Source organism: Verrucomicrobiota bacterium, assembly GCA_037139415.1.
Lineage (GTDB): Bacteria > Verrucomicrobiota > Verrucomicrobiia > Limisphaerales > Fontisphaeraceae > JBAXGN01.
In genome coordinates this window covers 1-20263 of sequence record JBAXGN010000052.1, presented here as the reverse complement: position 1 = coordinate 20263, position 20263 = coordinate 1, and the positions used below count along the sequence as shown (strand labels likewise).

The window sequence follows — 20263 nt, the reverse complement described above, 5'->3', positions numbered from 1 at the left end:
CCCTAAAAATATCCCGCGCCTTTGAAAGCACTCATTGACATCGCCACGAAGCGCACGCGCCGCGTCTTCCTCATCGGGGCTGAACTCAAGGCGCGCACCGGGCTGGAGGTCAAGGATTCCCTCGCTGAACTCGCCGAGCTGGCCGTCACGGCGGGCGCGGTCGTCGTGGGGCAGGGGGCGCAGAAAATGGAGACGCCCACCAGCGGCACTTACATCGGGCGCGGCAAGGCGGAGGAATTCGCCAAGTTTTGCGAGGAGAACAACGTGGACACAATCATCTTCGACGATGAACTCAGCTCCTCCCAGGGCCGCAACCTGGAGCAGATCTTCGGCTGCAAAATCCTCGACCGCACCGCGCTGATCCTGGAGATCTTCGGCCAGCGCGCCCGCACCCGCGAGGGCAAGCTCCAGGTTGAGCTGGCGCAGTTGGAGTATCTTCTCCCGCGCCTCACCCGCTTCTGGAGCCACCTCTCCCGCCAGGCTGGGGGCATCGGCATGCGCGCGGGCGAGGGCGAGTCGCAGCTTGAATCCGACCGCCGCCGCACCCAGGAACGCATTGACACCATCCGGGAGGAGTTGGACCACGTCCGCAACAAGCGCGCCACGCAGCGGAATGGCCGCCAGCGTAATCTCTGGCCGCTCGCCTCCATTGTGGGCTACACCAACGCCGGCAAATCCACCCTGCTCAATACTCTGACGGGCGCGAGCGTGCTGGCGGAGGATAAACTCTTCGCCACGCTCGACCCCACCACGCGGCGGCTCCATTTGCCCACCAATCAGAACGTCCTCCTCTCCGATACCGTCGGCTTCATCCGCAAACTGCCGCACGGCCTCGTGCAGGCGTTCAAGGCCACCCTCGAGGAAGTCGTCCAGGCCGATCTTTTGCTGCACGTCGCCGATCTCAGCCACCCGCAGGCCAAGGAGCAAATCCTCGCCGTCAACGAAGTGCTCAACGAGATCGGCGCGGCGCACAAGCCCATCCTGATGGTCTTCAACAAACTTGATCGCTTCGAGGACCGCGGCATCTGCCAGAACTACCGCGAACTCTTTCCGAACTCCGTCTTCCTCTCCGCCAAGACCGGCGAAGGCGTCGCGGCCCTGCTCGCCGAACTGGGCATCCGCCTGCGCCCCGTGCGGCTTTATTTGGAACTCGCGATCCCGCACAGCCACGCCCACGCCATCTCCATTCTGCACCAGGCCGCCCAGATCACCGACGTTAAATACGGCGGCCCCAAGGCCCGCTTCAAGGTGCGCATCCCGCCGCATCTCCGCGCCGAATTCGAGCCCTACATCGTCAACGACCTGACCGCCACCGGCACCGCGCCGGACGCCCCCGAGAAAGCAGAGTAGGGGAAGCCGTCTCCTTTCCCCGTAGCAGACGACGTAAGGAGTCTGAATCTTTCGGCAAAAATCCCCCGCGCCCCCGCTGAAATGCAACATGGGGCGCCGGGAAGTTCCCAGCGCCCCATGGCTTGGCTTTTATACTTAATCCTTAATCCTTAATACTTTTCTTTAGGCTGAAATCGCGATCTTGGCCACGTCCGACCAATCGCCGGTGGGCTCGCCCTTATCCCAGAAGCGCACGCGGTATTCGCGGGTCTCCGCCGCGCTCGCGACCAGCAGCGGACGCTCGTCGAGGTACGGCGAATGCGTGTCAATGGCCAGGAATTCCCAAGCGCCGTTGTTCCGGCGACTCTCGATATAGACGCCCATGTGGCCGTACTTGACGAAAACCACTTTGACCAATTGGCAGGTTTGACCGGCCTGCGTCTCCAAGTGAATGGTCGGCGCGGCATGCACCGAGGTGTCTTCCGCGGCCACGATCCCGAGGTCCTTGCCGATGGCTTCCGTGTAGCCGGGCTTGGTCTTGAACTCGGCCACTTCCGCAAACAGGCGCACCAGCACGCCGGGCGGCACCGGCACCACTCCATTGGGCAGCGCGGGCGGGGTGAAGACCGGCAGCACCAGCGCGGAGGGGCCGCTGCCGTTGGCCAGCAAATCCAGCGTCTCGGTGCCGGAATGGCCAAAGGCGCGGACGGCGGGCAGCCATGCCGAGATGGCATGGGAAAGGTAGCGCACCCCGGCCACCGTGGCGTCCACGTTTGCCTGGAGCATGCCGACCTGGGGGCCACGGATGGCGTATTTGGGCCCGAAGTTATCGAGCCAAAGCACTTGGTCGCCGGCCCGCGTTGGATACCATTTTTGTTTTTTCATAGGTCCGCTTTCGAACTTCTGCATTGCGGCGGCCTGGATTTCTTCGGCGGTGGGGAACCTCCAGCCCGCGTCTAATCGGACCACACCGTCGTCGAACCGTGGCAGCCATGGGTTACTCATAGGTTTATGCGGGCTGAAATGGGGGTAAACCGCGCCGTTCCCGGTCGGAAGTGCGCGGTTGGGGGGCAAAACTGCGGTGTTGCGCCCCAAAATGTGAAATTTTTGCCTTGGCGGGCCGGGATTCCGGGCTGGAGCGGCGGGGTTCCGCCCTATTTCCTGCGAGAACTGCCGCACATCTCGGGAGTTCCGCCGCACTTCCCGAGGGTTCCGCCCTGTTTCTCCGGGGTTCTGCGGCACTTCCTGGGAGTTCTGCCGCACTTCTCGGGGGTTCCGGCATATTTCTCGGGAGAAGTGCCGCACTTCTCGGGGGTTTTGCCGCACTTCTTGGGGGTTGCGCCGTATTTCTCCGGGGTTCTACGATACTTCTTGGGAGAAATGCCGCACTTCTTGGGGGTTCCGCGATAATTCTCCGGGGTTCCGCCGCACTTCCTGGGGGTTGGACGGCAGAACTCCGGGGAGAAACGGCAGAATCTGGGAGAACTAAGGCGGAACTCCGGGGGATCAACCCAAACCCCCGGAGTTCCGGGCGAGAAATCTGACCTTGCGCCTTGGAACGGGGACGATGAGGACTGGAACTGCGCGGGAGAACCGCCCAAGGGGAGAAATGCAACGCAGCGCGGCTTGGCTCCGATCCACGAATCTCGGCCACCGAACCAAACCCTGCCGTAAAATGTCCAACCACCGACCCATAAACCCGCAATCTTAAACTTCCAACCGGCTGCGGCGTAGAGCGCTCCAAGGGCTCTTGCGTTTTGCCGCCGGACACCTGAACTACGAGCTTCATTTTTAAGGAACACGGATTCTTTACCGGAAGTGCCCGGAACGGCGCAAGAAATATTTTCAAAAATCTTTTCATGGCCATCTGGAACCGCTTAATTCCTGCATTGAAACCCGCCATAAAGCTCCAAAACCACGCGATTCCAGCCCAAAATCCACCCCTCCCAGCGCCCAAGGAAGCAAATCCGAATGTAGGTGACGACGTAAGGAGTCTCAAATATAACGGCGCGGAGGAATTTGACGGTGGGGAAATTCCCAGCGTTCCGTACCCCCTCACCTCTTTCCTCTCCCTTGGGGAGAGGAGGACCGTTCTGCGGCTGAGGGAGCGGATGATGGGTTGCTGGTGAGTCGTTGGCGTCCGGCGCAGAATACGGAAGCGGCGGGAGCGCACGGATGACATTGGGATTATCACCACGCCGCGAGCGGCATTCCCTCTCCCCAAGGGAGAGGGCTAGGGTGAGGGGGTATGGAGCTATATAACGCTCCCAACATTCAGGATTGCGCGGCGGACCTTCAGCGAGGCGATGGAATTTGACGGTGGGGAAATTCCCAGAGTTTCATACCCCCTCACCTCTTTCCTCTCCCTCAGGGAGAGGAGGTCCGTTCTGCGGCTGAGGGAGCGGATGATGGGTTGCTGGTGAGTCGTTGGCGTCCGGCGCAAAATACGGAAGCGGCGGGAGCGCACGATGCGCATTTAAGTTATCTATATTTCAGCGCGGATCGCGGGAGACCTCGATCACGCCCAGGTCGTACAAGCGCTGAATCTCTGCGGTGTACCCCTGGCGAAAGGTGGGGTATTTGAAAGGATAGCCCATCTCCATCTTAAGCCGGCGGTTGGAGACGCGCTTATGGGTGAGCCCGCGCTTCCGGGCGGCGTCCTCCTCCGCCGTGGCTTGGGGCGGGGGGTATTTGCCCAGGGTCTGGGATAGCCATTGAAAGAAATGCAACTGGGTGACCGGTTCATCATCGGCAGTATTGTAAATTTCCCCGGCGCGCCCGCTTTTCAGCGCGGCGATGATGGCGCCCACTACGTCGTCCACATGAATCATGTTGATATAGCGCTCGCCCTTGCCGTAAAGGCGCGCCTCGTTGCGCAAATATTGCAAAAACAAGTGGCCGCGCTCGGGCCCGTAAATGCCGGCGACGCGCAGGATCACGGCGGGTAGTTGCTTGAGCCGGGCGGCGGTCTGGAGCAGCCGCTCCGTCTCCAATAGCAATTGGCTGGTGGGGCTGCTCGGGCGGGTGGAACTCTCTTCCTTCACCGCCGAGCCATCGGTCTGCCCGTAAACGCTCGTGCTGCTGGTGAAGACAAATTTCTTCGGCGGCTGCGGGGCCAGCCAGGCGATCAGGTTGCGCGTGCCGTCCAGGTAAACCTGCCGATACTCGTCCACGCCGCCTTTGGTGGAAGACACGCAATTCACGACCCAGTCAAACGGACCGGGTAATTGCTGCAAATCCGCGGCGACGGAAATATCCGCCACGTGCGGCTGAATCCCGGCGGCGGTCAACGCCTCTTCGCCACCGGCGGACCGGCGCACGCCGTGGACTTCATGGCCCAACTTTACGAGGGCCGCCCCCAGCGGTAGCCCGACATAACCACAACCTATAATTAATACGCGCATGACGCACGATAACCCAAGCTTCGCGTTGCGGACACCAAATTTTTAACTTTTGTTCCGCCGGGCATCGGCTACTTTCTCCTCGCTATGTCGTTTAATGAATTTGCCGTCCGCCCGCTGAAGACGTTCGCCGATGCGCGCGGGATGTTGTTTGAACCGTTGACCGAAGAGGAAATTCGGATGCAGCGGAATGTACATGTGGTGACGTTCGAGCCCGGCACGGTTCGGGGCAACCACTATCACGTACGCGGGGCGGAAATCGCCGTGATGAACGGGCCGATGCTGGTACGGATCAAGCGCGCCGGGAAAATCGAGGATTACCAGGTGCCTGAAGGGCAGGCCTGGAAGTTTTATCTGCCCGCCGGTTTGCCGCACGCCTCAAAAAACACCGGCACGCGCGCCACTCTCTCCATCGGCTTCAACTCCGAGGCGCATGACCCCGCCAACCCCGATACGGTGCGGGAAGTATTGATCGAGAGCTGAATTTTCTCCGCCGCCAAACGTCAGTATAGCGAAGATAGACTGCACGATGTACCTATTTAATGCCATGGTGGTTGGGTTGAAGGAGATTTGGGCGCATAAATTCCGCTCACTCCTGACGATGCTGGGCATTATCCTGGGTGTCTCCAGCTTGGTGGGCATGTCGGCCATTGTCAAAGGCATGGAGAACGGCATGAAAGAGGCGCTGATCGCCATGGGCGGCTTGGATAAGGCGCTGACCCAGGATCAGGAAGTCCCCCCCTATCAGGAATACAAGGCCGACCAAGCGCCCGGGCGCACCATCCGGGATGTTTATGCCCTCAAGCGAAGCGCGCCGCTGCTGACCTGCATCTCTCCGGAAATGGCCTTGCGCGGTGCGTTGCTGACCCGCAATGGCAAATCGGTGGCCCCCAGCGAACTGGTGGGCGTCTGGCCCGCGGTGTTGGACATGAACCTGCATGTGGTTGAACACGGCCGATTTTTCACGGATCTCGATGACGAACTGGCGCAAAACGTCTGCGTGATCGGTACCGGCCTGCGGGATGAATTATTCGGCTCGCCGGAGGAGACTGGCCGGGAAATCGTGCCGCTGGGCGAGAGCGTGTTTATCAATGGCCAGCCATTTTTTATTGTCGGCATGCTTCAACTTTATGAAAGCGAGACGGATCGCAAGCTGCGGGAAATGAAGGCGCGCGGGGAGTTAGAAGAAAAACAAGCCACCGGCGTGGCGCGTCGGCGTGGCCACGGGCAGGGCGGAAGTGGCTGGGCGTTCAAACGCAAGAATTACACCGCCTATATTCCCCTGAACACCATGTGGCTGCGGTTTCGCGCCTCCACCGGCACGAATAACGTTCCCGATCCGCGCCTGACCGATATTGATATCAAGGTGGCCGGCTTGGAAAAAATGGACACCGCCTTGCAGCAGGCGCGCAACGTGATGATGCTGACCCACAGCGGCATCGAGGACTTTACCTTCCAAACGCAGGAAACCGCGGTCGAAAACATTAATATCGCCATCCGCAACGCCCGGATGAGCGGCGGCATTATTGCGGCCATCAGCCTTTTGGTGGGCGGCATCGGCATCATGAATATCATGCTCGCCAGCATCACGGAGCGGGTGCGCGAGATCGGCCTGCGCAAGGCGATTGGCGCCAGCACCTTCGCCATCTTCTCTCAAATCCTCGTCGAAAGCGTGGTCATCTCCCTCCTCGGTGGTGCCATGGGGATGGGGACATCGTACGGATTTGTCGAACTGCTGCAAATCCTGACCCCCTCCGCCAACACGCCCATCATCACCGTTGAGGCGATGCTCGTTGCGTTTGCGTTCAGCGCCATCACGGGTGTCATTGCCGGGTTGATTCCCGCGTTTCGCGCCTCACGGCTCGACCCGATTGTCGCTTTACGCTACGAGTGAAGGGCGAAGGGAGCGACGTTCTGCGGCGCAGTTCCAGCCGTCATCGGATGGAATCACCTTTGGGATGTGAAGGGCCCGCTACTTTGCCTTCAGATGCGTATCAAAAAACGCCTGCACCGCCGCCTGAATGGCTTTTTGATTTGGCTCGGCGGGGGGATCACCGGGGGCTTCTTTTAAACCGTGCCCGCCATTTTTGATGACGATCAGTTCCACCGGGGCGCCGGCTTTTTTCATCGCCGCGAACAGGCTTTCGGACTGCGCCATGGGCACCAGAGTGTCTTTATCCCCTTGCACAATCAGGCAGGGGGCGGATTTCGCGCTGGCGTAAATGATTGGACTGGCGTTGCGCCAGGTGTCCGGCATGTCCTTGAAGGTGCCGCCAAACAGTTTCACCAATACCGGCGCATCATTGGTCACCGCGCCGGTGATGCCCTGGCTGCCGCGCGTGAAATCCACCGGCCCGCAATAATCAACCACCGCTTGCACGCGGCTGCTGACACCGGCGAAACCGCCTTTGCCCTCAAGCGCGGCCTGCTCACCCATGGTTCCCAGGCAGACCGCCAAATGGCCGCCCGCGCTATGTCCCCAGCAACCGATCCGGTTTGGGTCCACGTTGTATTTGGCGGCATTCGCCCGCAGCCAGCGCACCGCCAGCTTGCAATCCTCAATCTGCGCCGGCCATTTGGCTTCGCCACTCAAACGGTACTCGATCGAGGCGGTGAAGTAACCCTTCGACGCTAGCGGGGCCGCCGGGTTGAGCCTGTGCGAACCGCTTTCCCATCCGCCGCCATGAATCCACAATACCGCGGGCGTGGGGGATACTGGCGGGTTCTTGGGGCGGGCGATCATGACCCGCAGTGGTCGGCCACCGCCGGTACCAATCTCGACATCGCGAAGGACTTCGACATTCTCGCCAAACGGAAACATCGGCGAGGGGATCGGTGGAAATTGAGGTGCCGCTGCTGCCGCGTCCCAACCACACAACGCGGACACGAACAGCCCGACTGCAATCAAGTGCTTCTTCATGACGTCTGACAGTTATTTGCAATGAACCAAGACGCGCAGCCGCTTTACCGAGTAGTTCCCCGCGTTCTTCGCAAAGGTCCAGTCTGGGTTTCCGGTGGGGGCGTTACCGATGCCCAGATCGGCACCCGGCCCGCCCCGGAAATTGTTGAAAGCGAAAATGGTCTGCTTCGCCTCGTGGTTATGAATCTGCATGGAGCCGTAGCCGTCCACCGGGTCCGTTGGTTGGTCGCCAAAATCATACAGTTGCTCCGAGGCATTGGCCACTTTCTTTGAATTAACCGGCCCATAATTGTGCGGCCAGAACTCAATATTGCCCCCCGTCAATCCGACGCCGGTCACCACGCCTTTGACATTAGACAAAACATTCATGTTGGTCAGATCTTGTTGAAAGAACGCCTTTGTCTCCGCAGTGGGCACTCCGATTTTTCCTAATTCCTTAGTGAAAGCATCCACCGAAACATAGACATACTGCACGTCGCCGCTGCCCGCTTGCAGTTCCAGGAAATAGGCAATGCGATCAAACGGCTTTGTGATCTGAGCGCGATTATCCACGGTATAGACGGTTTTGGGCCCGACCTTGGCCAGGTCCAAGTCATAGACGAGCGCGTAGTCCTTGGCCTCCGGCACCCGCTGGGTCAGAAAATCCCGTGCCGGTTCGGTTCCCGCGCGAAATTGCACGGCGGGAAGACCCTCCTTGTTCATGAGATTTGGCTCGGCCAGCTTGTGCCAGCCGAAGCGCACGGACACGGGCTTTTTTACCTCGGGCGCGGAAACCAACACGCTGGAGCCGCTGATTTCCGCCTGGGCTTTGACGAAGCCGCCTTCATCGGCGTCAATGACTTCAAACCAATTCAACGGTTTGCCATCGCGCGCGGCGAGCCCGCCGCCCACATTGTCAAAGGTTACGCGGATTTGATTACCCTCGATCGCCATCGCTTTGAAGGTCGGCCCGGAGCATACGAGGTTCGCCTGTCCGTAGGTTTTGGCCAGTGCCAACAACGCCAGGCGGCGGCCTACTTCCTGTTTGTTCTTGGGATGAATGTCTTTGAGATCGCCGACATCGTGGATCACCGCCATGCCGGTGTTGGGGATGGCCAGCGCGTTGGCCTGCTGCTCCCAGAACTCTGCGAGGACCGCCGGGTTTTCGCTGCCGTAGATGAATGGGGCGATCTGCACGTAAAAGAATGGAAACTCATCCTGGCCCCAGACCTTGCGCCAACCGGCGACCAGCGCCTTGGTTTTTTCCGCATAATCTTTTTCGGTGTGATTGGATTCGCCCTGGTACCAGATGGCCCCGCGAATTGCAAACGGCACGATGGGGTAAATCATGCCATTGTACAGCGTGGTTGGGGCGCCGGGGCCGGTTGGCATTTGCATCATTTCCGGTGGCGGAACAGGCATCGCCGGCACCATGGTTTCTTCGTTGAGCGACTTGCGCGCAGCGTCCAGCCAGCTCTCAGTTTCTTTGACCAACTGGTCCAAGCGCTGTTTGTGCAGGGTCGTGCGGGGATTACTGAGCATCACGAGGTTGTATATTTTTTGCAGCGCCGGCACCAATCCGAAACCTTCCGGCGGGGTCCAAGGTTCGATGCGTGTGCCGCCCCAGGAAGTGGCAATCAGACCAACGGGGACATTCTGTGTCTTGTGAATTTCCCGGCCAAAATAATAAGCCGCCGCGCTAAAGCCGCCCCAGCCCCCTTCCACCACTGTTTCGGGGGTGCATACTTTCCACAAGGCATCCACATCCTTGTTGGGCGTGGGGCTGGTGGTCTTGGGAATCAGGAATAACCGGATTTTGGGATAATTGGCCGCCGCGATTTCCGCCTCGGCGTTCAGGCACTGTTTGATGCCCATTTCCATGTTGGACTGTCCCGAGCAGACCCACACATCGCCCACCAACACATCTTCCAGCTTGATGGTGTTGGAACCGCTGACGGTGACTTCGAAGGGCTCGCCGATTTTCAACGGAGCGAGGGTCACTTTCCATTCGCCTTTGTCATTGGCCTTGGACACTTTCTTCTCATTGAGGATTTGCACGCTGACGGACTCACCCGGCTGTGCCCAACCCCAGATGATCACAGGTTTGTCCCGTTGCAACACCATGTGACTGGTGAAGATTTTTGGCAGACTCACCTCGGCGGCCAGCGAGCCGGCGAACAACAAACTGATGGTCCAAGCTGCCACCGTCTGGCGGGCTGTTTGGCAGATTCTTGACGCTGTCATGTATGGATAAATCATGGGCGAATTCTGGCGTTGGGAACGGTTTGTGTCAATTTATAAAGCAGAACAATGCCGAGGAAAGAACATGGCGTAAACTGGCGTGTCCTGCAAATGAGGACGCTGAGTCGGCTGGGAAAAGTCTGGCCATCTTCGTACCCGATGCAGCTGTCGTCCTTGGCGAGGCAGGCGGGTTAATCACTGATTTCGCGGCGCGATCAGCGATTGAGGCGCGGGTGTGGACGTGGGGGCCGGGGTTACGGGCGGCGCGGGTGGCGGCTGGGTCAACACGGTAGTCAGGATCGAGAGGCGGGCGTCGAGTTGATTCAGTTTATTCGTAATGCGAATGAGCTGTTCGGAGGAGGTCTGGAATTCGGCAAACAGATTGGTCATGTATTCCGTCACGGCCAGGAGGTTCGTGCGCACGTGTTCGACCTGATGATCCAAGTCCGGCTCCAGGGTCAAAAGTTTATCGTACTTTTGCAGCGCAATGCCGATTTGTTTCAGTTTCTCCTGGTAATCCTTTTGCAGCAATTGTTCGAGTTGCGCGTGGTCCTGGACGAGGTCGCGCGCCCGGGCGGTGTAGTTGGTGTCCAGTTGGGCAATTTTGTTCTGGGTGTATTCGTTGAGTTGGCGGGCGACCTGACGTTGCAATTCGAGCGAGATATTAGTGAGGCTGTTTTCCGCCGCGACGCGCATGCCGATCACGGCTTCATAATGCTTGCGCGATTCGTCCGCCCGCAGTTCGGTCTGCACCTTTAATTTGCGCACATTCTCATGAATGGTGGTGACGGTGGCCACGATCTTACTGACGTCGCTGGTGACGGTGGCGCGGTTGGAATCAATGTCGCGGCTGGCCTTCTTCACATAATCGTAAGTGAACCAGACCGTCACGCCGCAGATGGCCAGCGGCAGGAGGATCGCCAGTACGATCAGGACCGCAGACGTCTGCTTGGGTGTATCTGCGACATGCGTCGTCACGTTCCGTGGCGGCTGGGGCGTGTTCACAGCGTACGCGGCCACCGTAGCGGGCGGCTGGGGCGGCGGCGACTGGCGTTGTCCAAATGGATTCATGTTGTATGCCTGACGGATACCGGCATCCGTGGCGATGGGTGTTTCCTAGTGCTTTCGGTGCGTTGCCGCAAGGATTATTTTTTGATTACGCCTCGGCTTCGTCGCTGCCGCACTGTCCAGCCTGGCGCAACGCATGGTCAAGCAGCACCAAGGCGGTCATCGCTTCGACAATTGGCACCGCGCGCGGCAAGACACAAGGATCGTGCCGCCCCCGGCCCTTGAGCGTGGTATTCTGGAAATGCACGTCCACCGTATCTTGTTCATGCATGACGGTGGCCACCGGTTTGAACGGGACGCGAAAGATAATGGTTTCCCCATTGGAGATGCCGCCCTGGATGCCGCCGGAGAAATTCGTCGTGGTGCGCACCCGTCCGCCTTTCATGCGGAAGGGGTCGTTATGCTGCAACCCGGTGAGGAGCACCGAGCCAAACCCGGAACCAACTTCAAATCCCTTGGCGGCTGGGAGGCTCAGCATGGCTTTACCAAGATCAGCCTCCAACTTGTCAAATACCGGCTCGCCCCAACCCGCTGGTACGCCGCGCGCAATGCCTTCCACCACGCCGCCCACGCTGTCGCCGGCTTTGCGTGTACGCTCGATCAATCGAATCATCTTCTCCGCCACCGCCGGGTCCGGGCAGCGCGCAATGTTGGACTCCACGTCCGCGAAGCGTACTTTCTCCGGATCAATCTTGGCCGTGATTTTATGGACCTGCTTGACGTAAGCCAGCACCTCCACGCCATAATGTTCGCGCAACAATTTTTTGGCAATCGCACCCGCCGCAACGCGCCCGATGGTCTCTCGTGCGCTGGAACGCCCGCCCCCCTGCCAGTTGCGGATACCATACTTGGCCAAGTATGTATAATCCGCATGGGACGGGCGAAACTTGAGGGCCATCTCGGAGTATGATTCGGGCCGGGCGTCCTCGTTCTTCACCCACAGGAGGATGGGAGTACCCAGGGTTTTCCCCTCGAAGGTGCCGGAAAGGATTTGTACGGTGTCGCTCTCCTTGCGGGGAGTGACGATTGCGGATTGGCCGGGCCTACGACGGTCGAGTTCCGGTTGCACATCCGCCTCGGTGAGTTCAAGTCTCGGCGGGCATCCATCTACCACCACGCCCACCCCGCCGCCATGGGATTCACCCCATGTCGTAATCCGAAATAAATGGCCAAAAGTGTTGCCCATGCCGTTAATCTACTGCGAAACCGACCGGTTTGTCGAGCAGACTTGCAGGGCGAGTTTGTAATATTTCAATGAACGGCTGCAGCTACTCTGCAAAAAAGCGAAATTAGCCATTGGCAGCAGGCCGGGGGCGTGATAGAAGTGACCCCCGCTTTCGGATAACATGGAAGCGGTAAAATAGAAACATAGCTTATGTCGCAACATCGTAGTCTGCGCGCGGCCGCCTCAACCGGTGGCAAGCGCAATGTTCTGAAACGGTTTGAACGTGTGGAAACGCTCAAGAAACGCGGGCAATGGAAGACGGGGGACCGCGTCACCGGCTTGGTAAAAACGAAGCCGGGTGATTAGTTCCATTCGAGCATTTACGCGAAGTGCGGAAGTTTTGCAGGCGTGGTCCTGAATTCCGCACTTCGTGTTTTAACCTGCGCCATGCAGGTCCGTTTACAAAAGTTTTTAGCCGATGCCGGTGCGGTTTCCCGCCGGGCAGGCGAGCTGTGCATTCGTGAGGGGCAGGTATGCGTCAATGGCCAAGTGGTCACCGCCTTGGGTACCAAGGTGGACCCGGCGACCGACCGGGTGACCTTGGATGGCCAGCCGGTCAAGGTTCGTCGCAAGCTGTATGTGGCACTTCACAAGCCGCCCGGTTACCTCTGTACCCGCAACGATCCCGAGGGACGCTTAACCATCGGCGAGCTGTTGCCGCGCGAGTGGGATAACCTGTACAATGTCGGGCGGCTGGATCGCGAGAGCGAGGGGCTGATCTTCGTGACCAATGACGGGGACTTTTGCCTAAAGCTGACGCATCCCCGGTACGGCATTCGCAAAACGTACGAAGTTACGGTGCGGGGCCGGGTCGAGGCGTCGGTGACCGCCCGGATGTTGCATGGGGTACGGGATTGCGGGGATTTGCTCAAGGTGGAAAAGGCGCGGATTATTACGGCGAATAATTCGCATAGTTTGCTTGAAGTGGAACTGGCCGAGGGTAAGAATCGGGAAATCCGGCGTTTGCTGGCCGCGTTGGGGTTGAATGTGGCGCGGCTACGACGGGTGAAGATCGGGGCGATCAAGCTTGGCGAGTTGCCGATCGGCAAATGGCGGACATTGACTGAAACTGAGATAAAAACTCTACTCTCTTCGTTATGAAAATGACTGTTCGGCTGGCGTTAATCGCGTTTCTGGCGCACGGCCTCGGCGGGCAAGTGACGGGGGCCGAAACCAATGCAACCATCACTACCGGCATCAACGCGGTGGTGGAGAAATCGGCGCCGTTTAACGCCGTGGCCAAGGGCGCTAACATTATGGTGCGCGGTTTGCCGTCGTTGCGCGGCGACCGGCTTGGCAAGCTCAAGAAAGGGGATGCCGTCACGGTGCTGGAAACGGTCACACACACGACGACCAACAAGCATGAGCCGGCGGTCTGGTATAAAATCGCGCTGGGGACGAATTTTAACGTGTGGGTACACAGCCTGTACGTGAACACCAACGCCATGACCGTGAAGGTGAAGACCGCGTTGAACTTGCGCGCTGGTCCGGGCGAGGAGTTCAATAAGGTCGGTACAATGAAAAAAGACGCGCCGATGATCGTGCGACGCGCCAAAGAAGCCTGGCTGGAAATTGAGCCGCCAGTGGATGCGTTTGCCTATGTTGCCGCAGATTTCTTCACGGTCAAGGAAGGCGTGACACCGAGTGTTGCACCGTCCGTGCCGGTAGTGACGGAAACGCCGCCCGTTCCACCACCGGTCCCGATGCCCACTGAAGTTGTCACGCTCACAAACCAACCGCCCGTGGTGGCGATGCCGACGAATGAGCCGATGCCCGCGCCGCCAGTCGCGCCAGTCGTAACTTCTCCGCCCAAGCCGGAAGAGGTTGCCTCTGTGCCCACCCCACCGCCGGTTGCCGTGGCGCCCGTGTTGCCTAATTTGGCAGTGAACGTCACCATCGAGCCCCCCCCGCGCCGGATTGTGTTACGAGAGGGGATAGTGAAGCTTTCCATTACCCCCAATACGCCCAGCTTTTACGTCCTGAAAAGTATTGATACCGGCAAAACCATCAACTTCCTATACACCACAGATACGAACGTGGTGCTTAAGGATATGCTGGACCGCCGCGTTCTCGTTACTGGCGAGGAAGCCATTGACAAACGCTGGCCCAACCTGCCGGTGCTGGCCATCGAAAAAATCGAGTAATTGCCATGACCGCCAATAATTTGATAGACGGGCGCGCCATTGCCGAGCAAATCCACGTTGAAACGGCGCAACGTGTCGCCGCCTTGAAGGCGCGTGGCATTCAGCCGGGCTTGGTCTTTGTGCGGGTGGGGGAAGACCCGGCCTCCAAAGTCTATGTGGGCATGAAGGAGAAAACCTCGGCGCGGTTGGGGATTTCATCCACCACCCACGTACTGCCCGCTACCACCCCGGAGGCCGAACTGCTGGCGCTTATTCATAAACTGAATGCTGATCCTGCTGTCCATGGTATCCTCGTTCAGGCCCCGTTGCCGGACCAGATTCGCCAGGAAATTGTCTATGCCACGGTTGCGCCAGACAAGGATGTGGATGGTTTTCATCCGTTTAATGTCGGCAAACTCATGCTGGGTGATGCGACGGGTTTTCGCCCCTGCACCCCGGCGGGGGTTCAGGAATTGTTGATTCGTAGCGGGGTAAAGACCGAGGGGGCCGAAGCTGTCATTCTCGGGCGCGGTGAAATTGTTGGCAAACCCATGGCCGCCATTCTCTGCCAGAAGGCCAAACATGCCAATGCCACGGTGACGATCTGTCATTCGCGCACGCGCGATATTCGCGCGCATTGCCTGCGGGCGGACATCCTCATCGCCGCCATCGGAGTGGCTCATTTTGTCAAGGCGGACATGGTTAAGCCGGGGGCTGTGGTGGTGGATGTGGGCGTCAACCGGATTGCAGACCCTGCTGCCAAAGGCGGTTCGCGCTTGGTGGGCGATGTTGTCTTTGCTGATATTCAACCGATTGCCGGTAAAATTACTCCCAACCCTGGTGGCGTGGGCCCGATGACCATTGCCATACTGATGCAGAATACCGTGCGTGCCGCTGAAATTGCCACCCGCTAAATCAAGTAAACCATTTAACAATAGACGCTGGCTTTGGCTGGTGCTCCGTTAGACCAAAATGAATCTCTCCCTCACTTTCGCCCCCTTCCCGCAGTGGCTACCGTCGGGGGGAGTCACTACTAAACAAAATGAATCCCACTCGAATACTCCCTGATTTACAATGCTCCCTGCTGGTGGAGGACGTCCGCCAGGAAATCAACGGCAACATGATCCTGCTTGGGGTCGTCAACGCCATTCGCGTGCCGCAACTGCCCATTACTGCGCCGCGCCTCATGTTTTTCAACCGTTGGACGGCTGGCTTCGGACGCTTCAAAGAAACCATGCGGCTGATTGCGCCCGACCAAAATACCGTCATGGGTAAATGTGAAGTTGGGTTTGAGCTGCCTGATCCCGCCGTGCATGCCATGAACGTGGCCGTCTTTGGTAACGTCACCTTCAACACCCCGGGGGTGTATTTTGCTGAAGTCCTTGTGGATGACGTGATGAAAATCCGCTACCCCATTCATCTGGCTGTGGTGCCGCCGCCGCAACCGCCCGGCGCTCCGCCAGCCAAGGCAGCCCCGCCACAACCGCCGCAATCGGCTTAAGGGGATCGGCCCGTCTTTCTCTCCAGTTTTTTTAGCCGTGCTCTGCGCTTTGCGGTTGCACATTCACCGGGCTGCCCAGGCACAGATCCGCGTTTGGCTTGTTGAACGCCAGGTGTTCATCACTGCCAGCTGCGCCATCATTTCTTCGTTCATTTTATGGAATTGGCTTGCTAGCCGGCGGCAAATCTGTTTTCTTGTCTCCGTACGCCGAAACGAAATATAAAATAAACAGTCACCAAATTATGAACACCGTAACCTCACTCAAAACGGTTAAGAAGAACGTCAAGAAACTTGCGGAAGCCGCACTTCAGGATAGCGGCGGGCTTTTGCGCCTCGCCCCGTGCTGGGTGCCCCGCTCATTCTTGCAGCCCGGCAAACGCCTGAAGCTGCATCCCGATGATCTTTACGCTTTCGGGCTTCATCGCGGCGGCATTGATGAACGCTGGTTCGCCTCCACTACCCCGGCGGCCAATGATAACCGCACACCCGACGAAGGGTTAAGCTATGTGGTAGCCGGCGGCAACCGGTTCACTCTGGCGCAAGCCGTCGAAGAATGCGGCGCGACCCTCATCGGCGACCGCCTCTGGAAACAGTACAAGCGCTGGCCGGTCTATTCCAAATACTTCGATAACATGGGACCGATCCCGCACCACATGCACCAGAATGCCAAGCAGGCGAAACTGCTCGGTTTGGAAGGCAAACCGGAATCGTACTATTTCCCGCCGCAACACAATAACGTCGGCAACAATTTCCCGTACACGTTCTTCGGTTTGGAACCCGGCACCACCAAGGCGCAAGTGCGCAAATGCCTGGAGGATTGGAACAAGGGCGACAACGGTATCCTGGACTTGTCCAAGGCGTATCGTCTGAAGCCCGGCACCGGATGGCTCGTCGGTCCGTGCATCCTGCACGCTCCCGGTTCGCTCTGCACCTATGAGCCGCAATGGGGTTCGGACGTGTTCGGCATGTACCAATCGCTGGTCGAAGGCCGCATGGTACCGTGGGATTTGCTGGTGAAGGACGTCCCCAAGGACAAGCATCACGATCTGGATTACCTGGTCGAACAACTGGATTGGGAATCGAACGTGGATCCGGATTTCAAGGACAACCACTATCTCGAACCCGTGCCGGTGGCCGATACCCGCAGCGAAGGCTACGTGGACCGCTGGATTGTCTATGGCGATGTGGACGGCTTCCAATATTTCTCAGCGAAAGAACTGACCGTTGATCCGGGCGCCAAATGCACCATCAAGGACAACGGCGCGTATGGCATGATCTGCGTGCAAGGCAGCGGCAAGATGAACAACCTGCCCATTGATTGCCCCAAACTCATCCGCTTCCATGAAGCGACCGAGGACGAAGTGTTCTGCACGGAAGCCGCCGCCAAGGCCGGTGTCACCTTCGAAAACACCTCACCGGTAGAACCGATGGTCATGCTGCGCTACTTCGGCCCCGAGGTGAATCCCAATGCCCCGAAGATGGGCGCCTATCGCAAGAACAAATTCTAATATCCAACAAAATCTCTCCCTCCGGCAACCACGGAGGGAGAACCTGAATCATCTATGAACCGACGCGAATTTATCCAAACCTCCTCGCTGGGCGTTTCCGCCGCCGCAGTCACCGGCTGCGCCTCTGTGGGGGCGGCTAAAACCGGCCTCGCCGTGAAGAACGGACGCATCAAGCAATCCATTGTCCATTGGTGCTTTGAAGCATTTGGCGGCAAATGGGACATCGAACGCACCTGCCAGATCGCCAAGGAGCTTGGCTGCCAGAGTGTGGAGTTAATCGCCGCCCAACATTACCCGGTCTTGAAAAAATACGGGCTCACCAACGCCATCTGCCAGATTGATATGAGCCCGGCCCCGCCCTTCCTCAAGGGGTTCAATAACCCGGATCATTGGCCCCGCCTGATCCAGGCTACCACCAAGGCGATTGATGACGCCGCCACGTTCGGCTTCCCGAACGTCATCTGCTTCACGGGCTACAGCGCCCGCAATCCGGATGATCCCAAGAGCCCGCTCATTCCCAACGACGAGGGCGCCAAAAACAGCGTGGAAGGCTTGAAGAAAGTCATCGGCTACGCGGAGAAAAAGAACGTGACGCTGTGCATGGAGATCCTGAACAGTCGCGAGACCAAGCATCCCATGAAGGGCCATCCCGGCTACCAGGGCGATCATGTGGATTACTGCATAGATATCCTTAAACGCGTGGGTTCCCCGCGTATGAAGCTGCTGTTCGACATCTACCACGTGCAGATCATGGACGGCGACATCATCCGCCGCATCGGCGAAATCAAGGAATACATTGGACATGTGCATACCGCAGGCAATCCGGGCCGTGGCGAACTGGATAACAAGCAGGAGATCAATTATCCGCCCATCATGCAGGCGCTGCTGGATGTGGGCTACACCGGTTATGTCGGCCAGGAGTTCATCCCCACGCGCGACGCCTACCAGGGGCTACGCGAAGCGGTGACCTTGTGCGACGTGTAATCCTAAACAAAATCAGATTTATACAAGGCTGAAGGCGTCATGGCCTTCAGCTTTTTTATCCTCGATCAACGCAGCGGCAGCATAGGTCGTCAAAGTTTGGGCGGCTTGGCGACCGAGGCGCGGACGATCGTGATGCTGCTGAAGGCTGACCAAATCCATGCCAGGACAAAGAGCGCCACTCCGGCAAGGCCAAAACGAATTTCGCGCCCGGTGAAAGAAGGAACTTGCGTGGAGTTCAGCCATTGCAGGCAAAACCAAGCGAAGCTGATCAACACCATTACCACTCCGGCACCCGATACCCCCATTTGCACCAAACCAGTCAGACGCTTAGCCACGATGGTGCCCATCCCCGGCCAGAGCAGCAGGTTCACCGCCGCGCAGGCCCAGGCTTTGGACCGATCCAATGGATGGTCAGGATTGCGGGTTAACCACTGATTCATAAGCAATCGCAGTTGCTGCAATCATAATGGGATACGCCACCAGCGTACCCACACAGCAGGCCAGGATACCCAAACAATACACCAATACGTTCATGATCAGCAAACCCAGCAGGGGCCAGAACTGCGGCGTGCAAATCTTGCGGCTCACCTCCATCGCCTGCCAAGCATCCAGTCGTTTATCCATGATCAACGGCCATGTGAACATCCAGACCACGATCAGAAAAATTCCGGGAATGATGCAAAACAACAACCCCAGACTGACCAGTACCATCGTTAATATGCCCGCCAACAGGCTGGGCACAAACACGAAGGAAAATCCGGCAAAACCATCGCCAAACTCCGCTTTCTCGCCGCGCAACAACTTCAGGAAGAGATAGAAAAAACCGGCGTGGACCGTGCCGAATAATACGGTGCCCGCCACGGGCACATTAATGATGAGGGTCCCGACAAAGCACACCCCTACCGAAAGCCAGAAATTCTTGAAGACCAGATCCATCCCACGGCTCAGGCAATCAAAAACCTGCAATTGGCCGATCCGTGCATTGATCTGTTGCGCCATGGCCTCGACGTCAACGAACTGCGCACCGGCGGGCGGCGATAACACTGCTGGCGGACGTTGCGTGGGCGAGGTCTTGGTGGCCAAGGCGGCGGAAAATTCCGGAAAGGCGGCGAGTGGCTGCCAATCTTCAGTCCCTTCGGCCTTGGCAATCGTATTCCCATCGGCCCGCCCCTGGGTGATCCACTGGTTGATCAAGTCCGCAGTGACCGGTCCGTATTCCTGTTTATCGGCCCCGATGATTTTATACATAGGCAGCTATGGTTGACGTTCATGGCGAGCTTGCGGGGACGTTCTAGAAAATGCAAGCCAAACGATTTTGCATCAAATTCCATGAAACCCGCTGTGAATTTCCCCTTGTAAAACGTTATGCTGGCTAATACTCGGCGCGCGTTGTTTCGTCCAGGGCGTTTGGTTTGCAGGCTCATAGAACGGGATGAGCCTTGAGGATGAGCCGGAGGGCGACGTGCGGGTGGCGTGGTAAAGTTCAAAGAAGTGTGCCAAAGGCGCGGATGCGGAACGAGTAATCCTTGCCGCGCTCCAGGCCGGCAAGCTTAATTTTGTGGCAGAAGCTGTGCTGCCCGCCGAGCTTCCAATTGGCGGGCACGGACGCATCGCCCAGGCAATATTCCAACTCGAACATGCGCGCTCCGCGCGGGCTTTTGGCGCTGGCAACCACCGTGCCGGGCAACGTGCCGGCGACGATCTTTAAACTCTGCGGCGCGGCGGGCGGGTTGGGATACGGTACGCGGTCTTTGGCCAGATCATAACCGGTGCTTTCCAGGATGGTACGGTCGCCGCCGGACTTGGCCTGCAAGTACACGCCAACTTGACGGATGAGGGCCAAGAGTTCCTTGCGCAGCAAAAGCCATTGCCAATTAGTAGGTTATAGCGGATAACACAAAAGTCATAGCTGATGACGCAAAAGCCTCAGCCGATGCCGCCAAAGCCTCTGCCGATGCCGCCAAAGCCTCTGCCGATGCCGCCA

19 protein-coding genes are annotated in these 20263 nt (G+C 58.4%); 10 read left to right on the top strand and 9 right to left on the bottom strand.

Annotated elements, in window-relative coordinates; all coding sequences use genetic code 11:
* Positions 1 to 21 precede the first annotated feature (21 nt).
* Positions 22 to 1350, top strand: a complete 1329-nt coding sequence (gene hflX / locus WCO56_11130; protein ID MEI7730117.1) for a GTPase HflX — start codon at positions 22 to 24, stop codon at positions 1348 to 1350.
* 162 nt (positions 1351 to 1512) lie between these two features.
* On the opposite strand, the gene WCO56_11125 is transcribed toward hflX, so the two are convergent.
* Both WCO56_11125 and WCO56_11120 read right to left on the bottom strand, forming a co-directional pair.
* Positions 1513 to 2214: a hypothetical protein gene (locus tag WCO56_11125; protein ID MEI7730116.1), complete on the bottom strand. Its 702-nt coding sequence runs from the start codon at positions 2212 to 2214 to the stop codon at positions 1513 to 1515.
* 1607 nt (positions 2215 to 3821) lie between these two features.
* On the bottom strand, positions 3822 to 4733 hold the full coding sequence (locus tag WCO56_11120) for an SDR family oxidoreductase (protein MEI7730115.1): 912 nt from the start codon (positions 4731 to 4733) through the stop codon (positions 3822 to 3824).
* Between the two features lie 84 nt (positions 4734 to 4817).
* Between WCO56_11120 and WCO56_11115 the strand changes: the two genes are divergently transcribed.
* Entirely contained in the window at positions 4818 to 5213 is a 396-nt protein-coding gene (locus WCO56_11115; protein ID MEI7730114.1) for a cupin domain-containing protein, read from the top strand.
* A gap of 46 nt (positions 5214 to 5259) precedes the next feature.
* A complete protein-coding gene (locus WCO56_11110; protein MEI7730113.1) occupies positions 5260 to 6624 on the top strand; it encodes an ABC transporter permease in 1365 nt (454 codons plus the stop codon).
* A 78-nt stretch (positions 6625 to 6702) separates the two neighbouring features.
* On the opposite strand, the gene WCO56_11105 is transcribed toward WCO56_11110, so the two are convergent.
* The 4 genes from WCO56_11105 to aroC form a co-directional block, all read right to left on the bottom strand.
* The gene (locus WCO56_11105) at positions 6703 to 7650 is read right to left on the bottom strand and encodes an alpha/beta hydrolase (GenBank protein ID MEI7730112.1); all 948 of its coding nucleotides are present in this window, start codon (positions 7648 to 7650) and stop codon (positions 6703 to 6705) included.
* Positions 7651 to 7662: 12 nt separating this feature from the next.
* The gene (locus WCO56_11100) at positions 7663 to 9873 is read right to left on the bottom strand and encodes a sialate O-acetylesterase (GenBank protein ID MEI7730111.1); all 2211 of its coding nucleotides are present in this window, start codon (positions 9871 to 9873) and stop codon (positions 7663 to 7665) included.
* A 192-nt stretch (positions 9874 to 10065) separates the two neighbouring features.
* On the bottom strand, positions 10066 to 10941 hold the full coding sequence (locus tag WCO56_11095) for a hypothetical protein (GenBank protein ID MEI7730110.1): 876 nt from the start codon (positions 10939 to 10941) through the stop codon (positions 10066 to 10068).
* An 85-nt stretch (positions 10942 to 11026) separates the two neighbouring features.
* Complete coding sequence (gene aroC, locus WCO56_11090; protein MEI7730109.1) at positions 11027 to 12124, bottom strand: chorismate synthase; 1098 nt, start codon at positions 12122 to 12124, stop codon at positions 11027 to 11029.
* A gap of 189 nt (positions 12125 to 12313) precedes the next feature.
* On the opposite strand from aroC, the gene WCO56_11085 reads away from it, so the two are divergent.
* The 7 genes from WCO56_11085 (at position 12314) to WCO56_11055 (ending at position 18279) form a co-directional block, all read left to right on the top strand.
* Entirely contained in the window at positions 12314 to 12469 is a 156-nt protein-coding gene (locus WCO56_11085) for a small basic protein (GenBank protein ID MEI7730108.1), read from the top strand.
* 81 nt (positions 12470 to 12550) lie between these two features.
* Positions 12551 to 13264: a pseudouridine synthase gene (locus tag WCO56_11080; protein ID MEI7730107.1), complete on the top strand. Its 714-nt coding sequence runs from the start codon at positions 12551 to 12553 to the stop codon at positions 13262 to 13264.
* Positions 13261 to 14307, top strand: a complete 1047-nt coding sequence (locus WCO56_11075; protein ID MEI7730106.1) for an SH3 domain-containing protein — start codon at positions 13261 to 13263, stop codon at positions 14305 to 14307. Before WCO56_11080 ends, WCO56_11075 begins: the two co-directional genes overlap by 4 nt.
* A gap of 5 nt (positions 14308 to 14312) precedes the next feature.
* Positions 14313 to 15200: a tetrahydrofolate dehydrogenase/cyclohydrolase catalytic domain-containing protein gene (locus WCO56_11070; protein MEI7730105.1), complete on the top strand. Its 888-nt coding sequence runs from the start codon at positions 14313 to 14315 to the stop codon at positions 15198 to 15200.
* A gap of 128 nt (positions 15201 to 15328) precedes the next feature.
* Entirely contained in the window at positions 15329 to 15787 is a 459-nt protein-coding gene (locus WCO56_11065) for a hypothetical protein (protein ID MEI7730104.1), read from the top strand.
* Between the two features lie 242 nt (positions 15788 to 16029).
* On the top strand, positions 16030 to 17295 hold the full coding sequence (locus WCO56_11060) for a hypothetical protein (GenBank protein MEI7730103.1): 1266 nt from the start codon (positions 16030 to 16032) through the stop codon (positions 17293 to 17295).
* Between the two features lie 54 nt (positions 17296 to 17349).
* On the top strand, positions 17350 to 18279 hold the full coding sequence (locus tag WCO56_11055) for a TIM barrel protein (protein ID MEI7730102.1): 930 nt from the start codon (positions 17350 to 17352) through the stop codon (positions 18277 to 18279).
* 89 nt (positions 18280 to 18368) lie between these two features.
* Here the strand turns inward: WCO56_11055 and WCO56_11050 are convergent, their stop codons facing one another.
* From WCO56_11050 to WCO56_11040, 3 genes are all read right to left on the bottom strand, one after another.
* Positions 18369 to 18719 (bottom strand): hypothetical protein, encoded by a 351-nt coding sequence (locus WCO56_11050; GenBank protein ID MEI7730101.1) that lies wholly within the window; start codon positions 18717 to 18719, stop codon positions 18369 to 18371.
* Entirely contained in the window at positions 18691 to 19527 is an 837-nt protein-coding gene (locus tag WCO56_11045; protein ID MEI7730100.1) for a GYF domain-containing protein, read from the bottom strand. Before WCO56_11045 ends, WCO56_11050 begins: the two co-directional genes overlap by 29 nt.
* A gap of 235 nt (positions 19528 to 19762) precedes the next feature.
* Entirely contained in the window at positions 19763 to 20140 is a 378-nt protein-coding gene (locus WCO56_11040; protein MEI7730099.1) for a fibronectin type III domain-containing protein, read from the bottom strand.
* Positions 20141 to 20263: the final 123 nt, after the last annotated feature.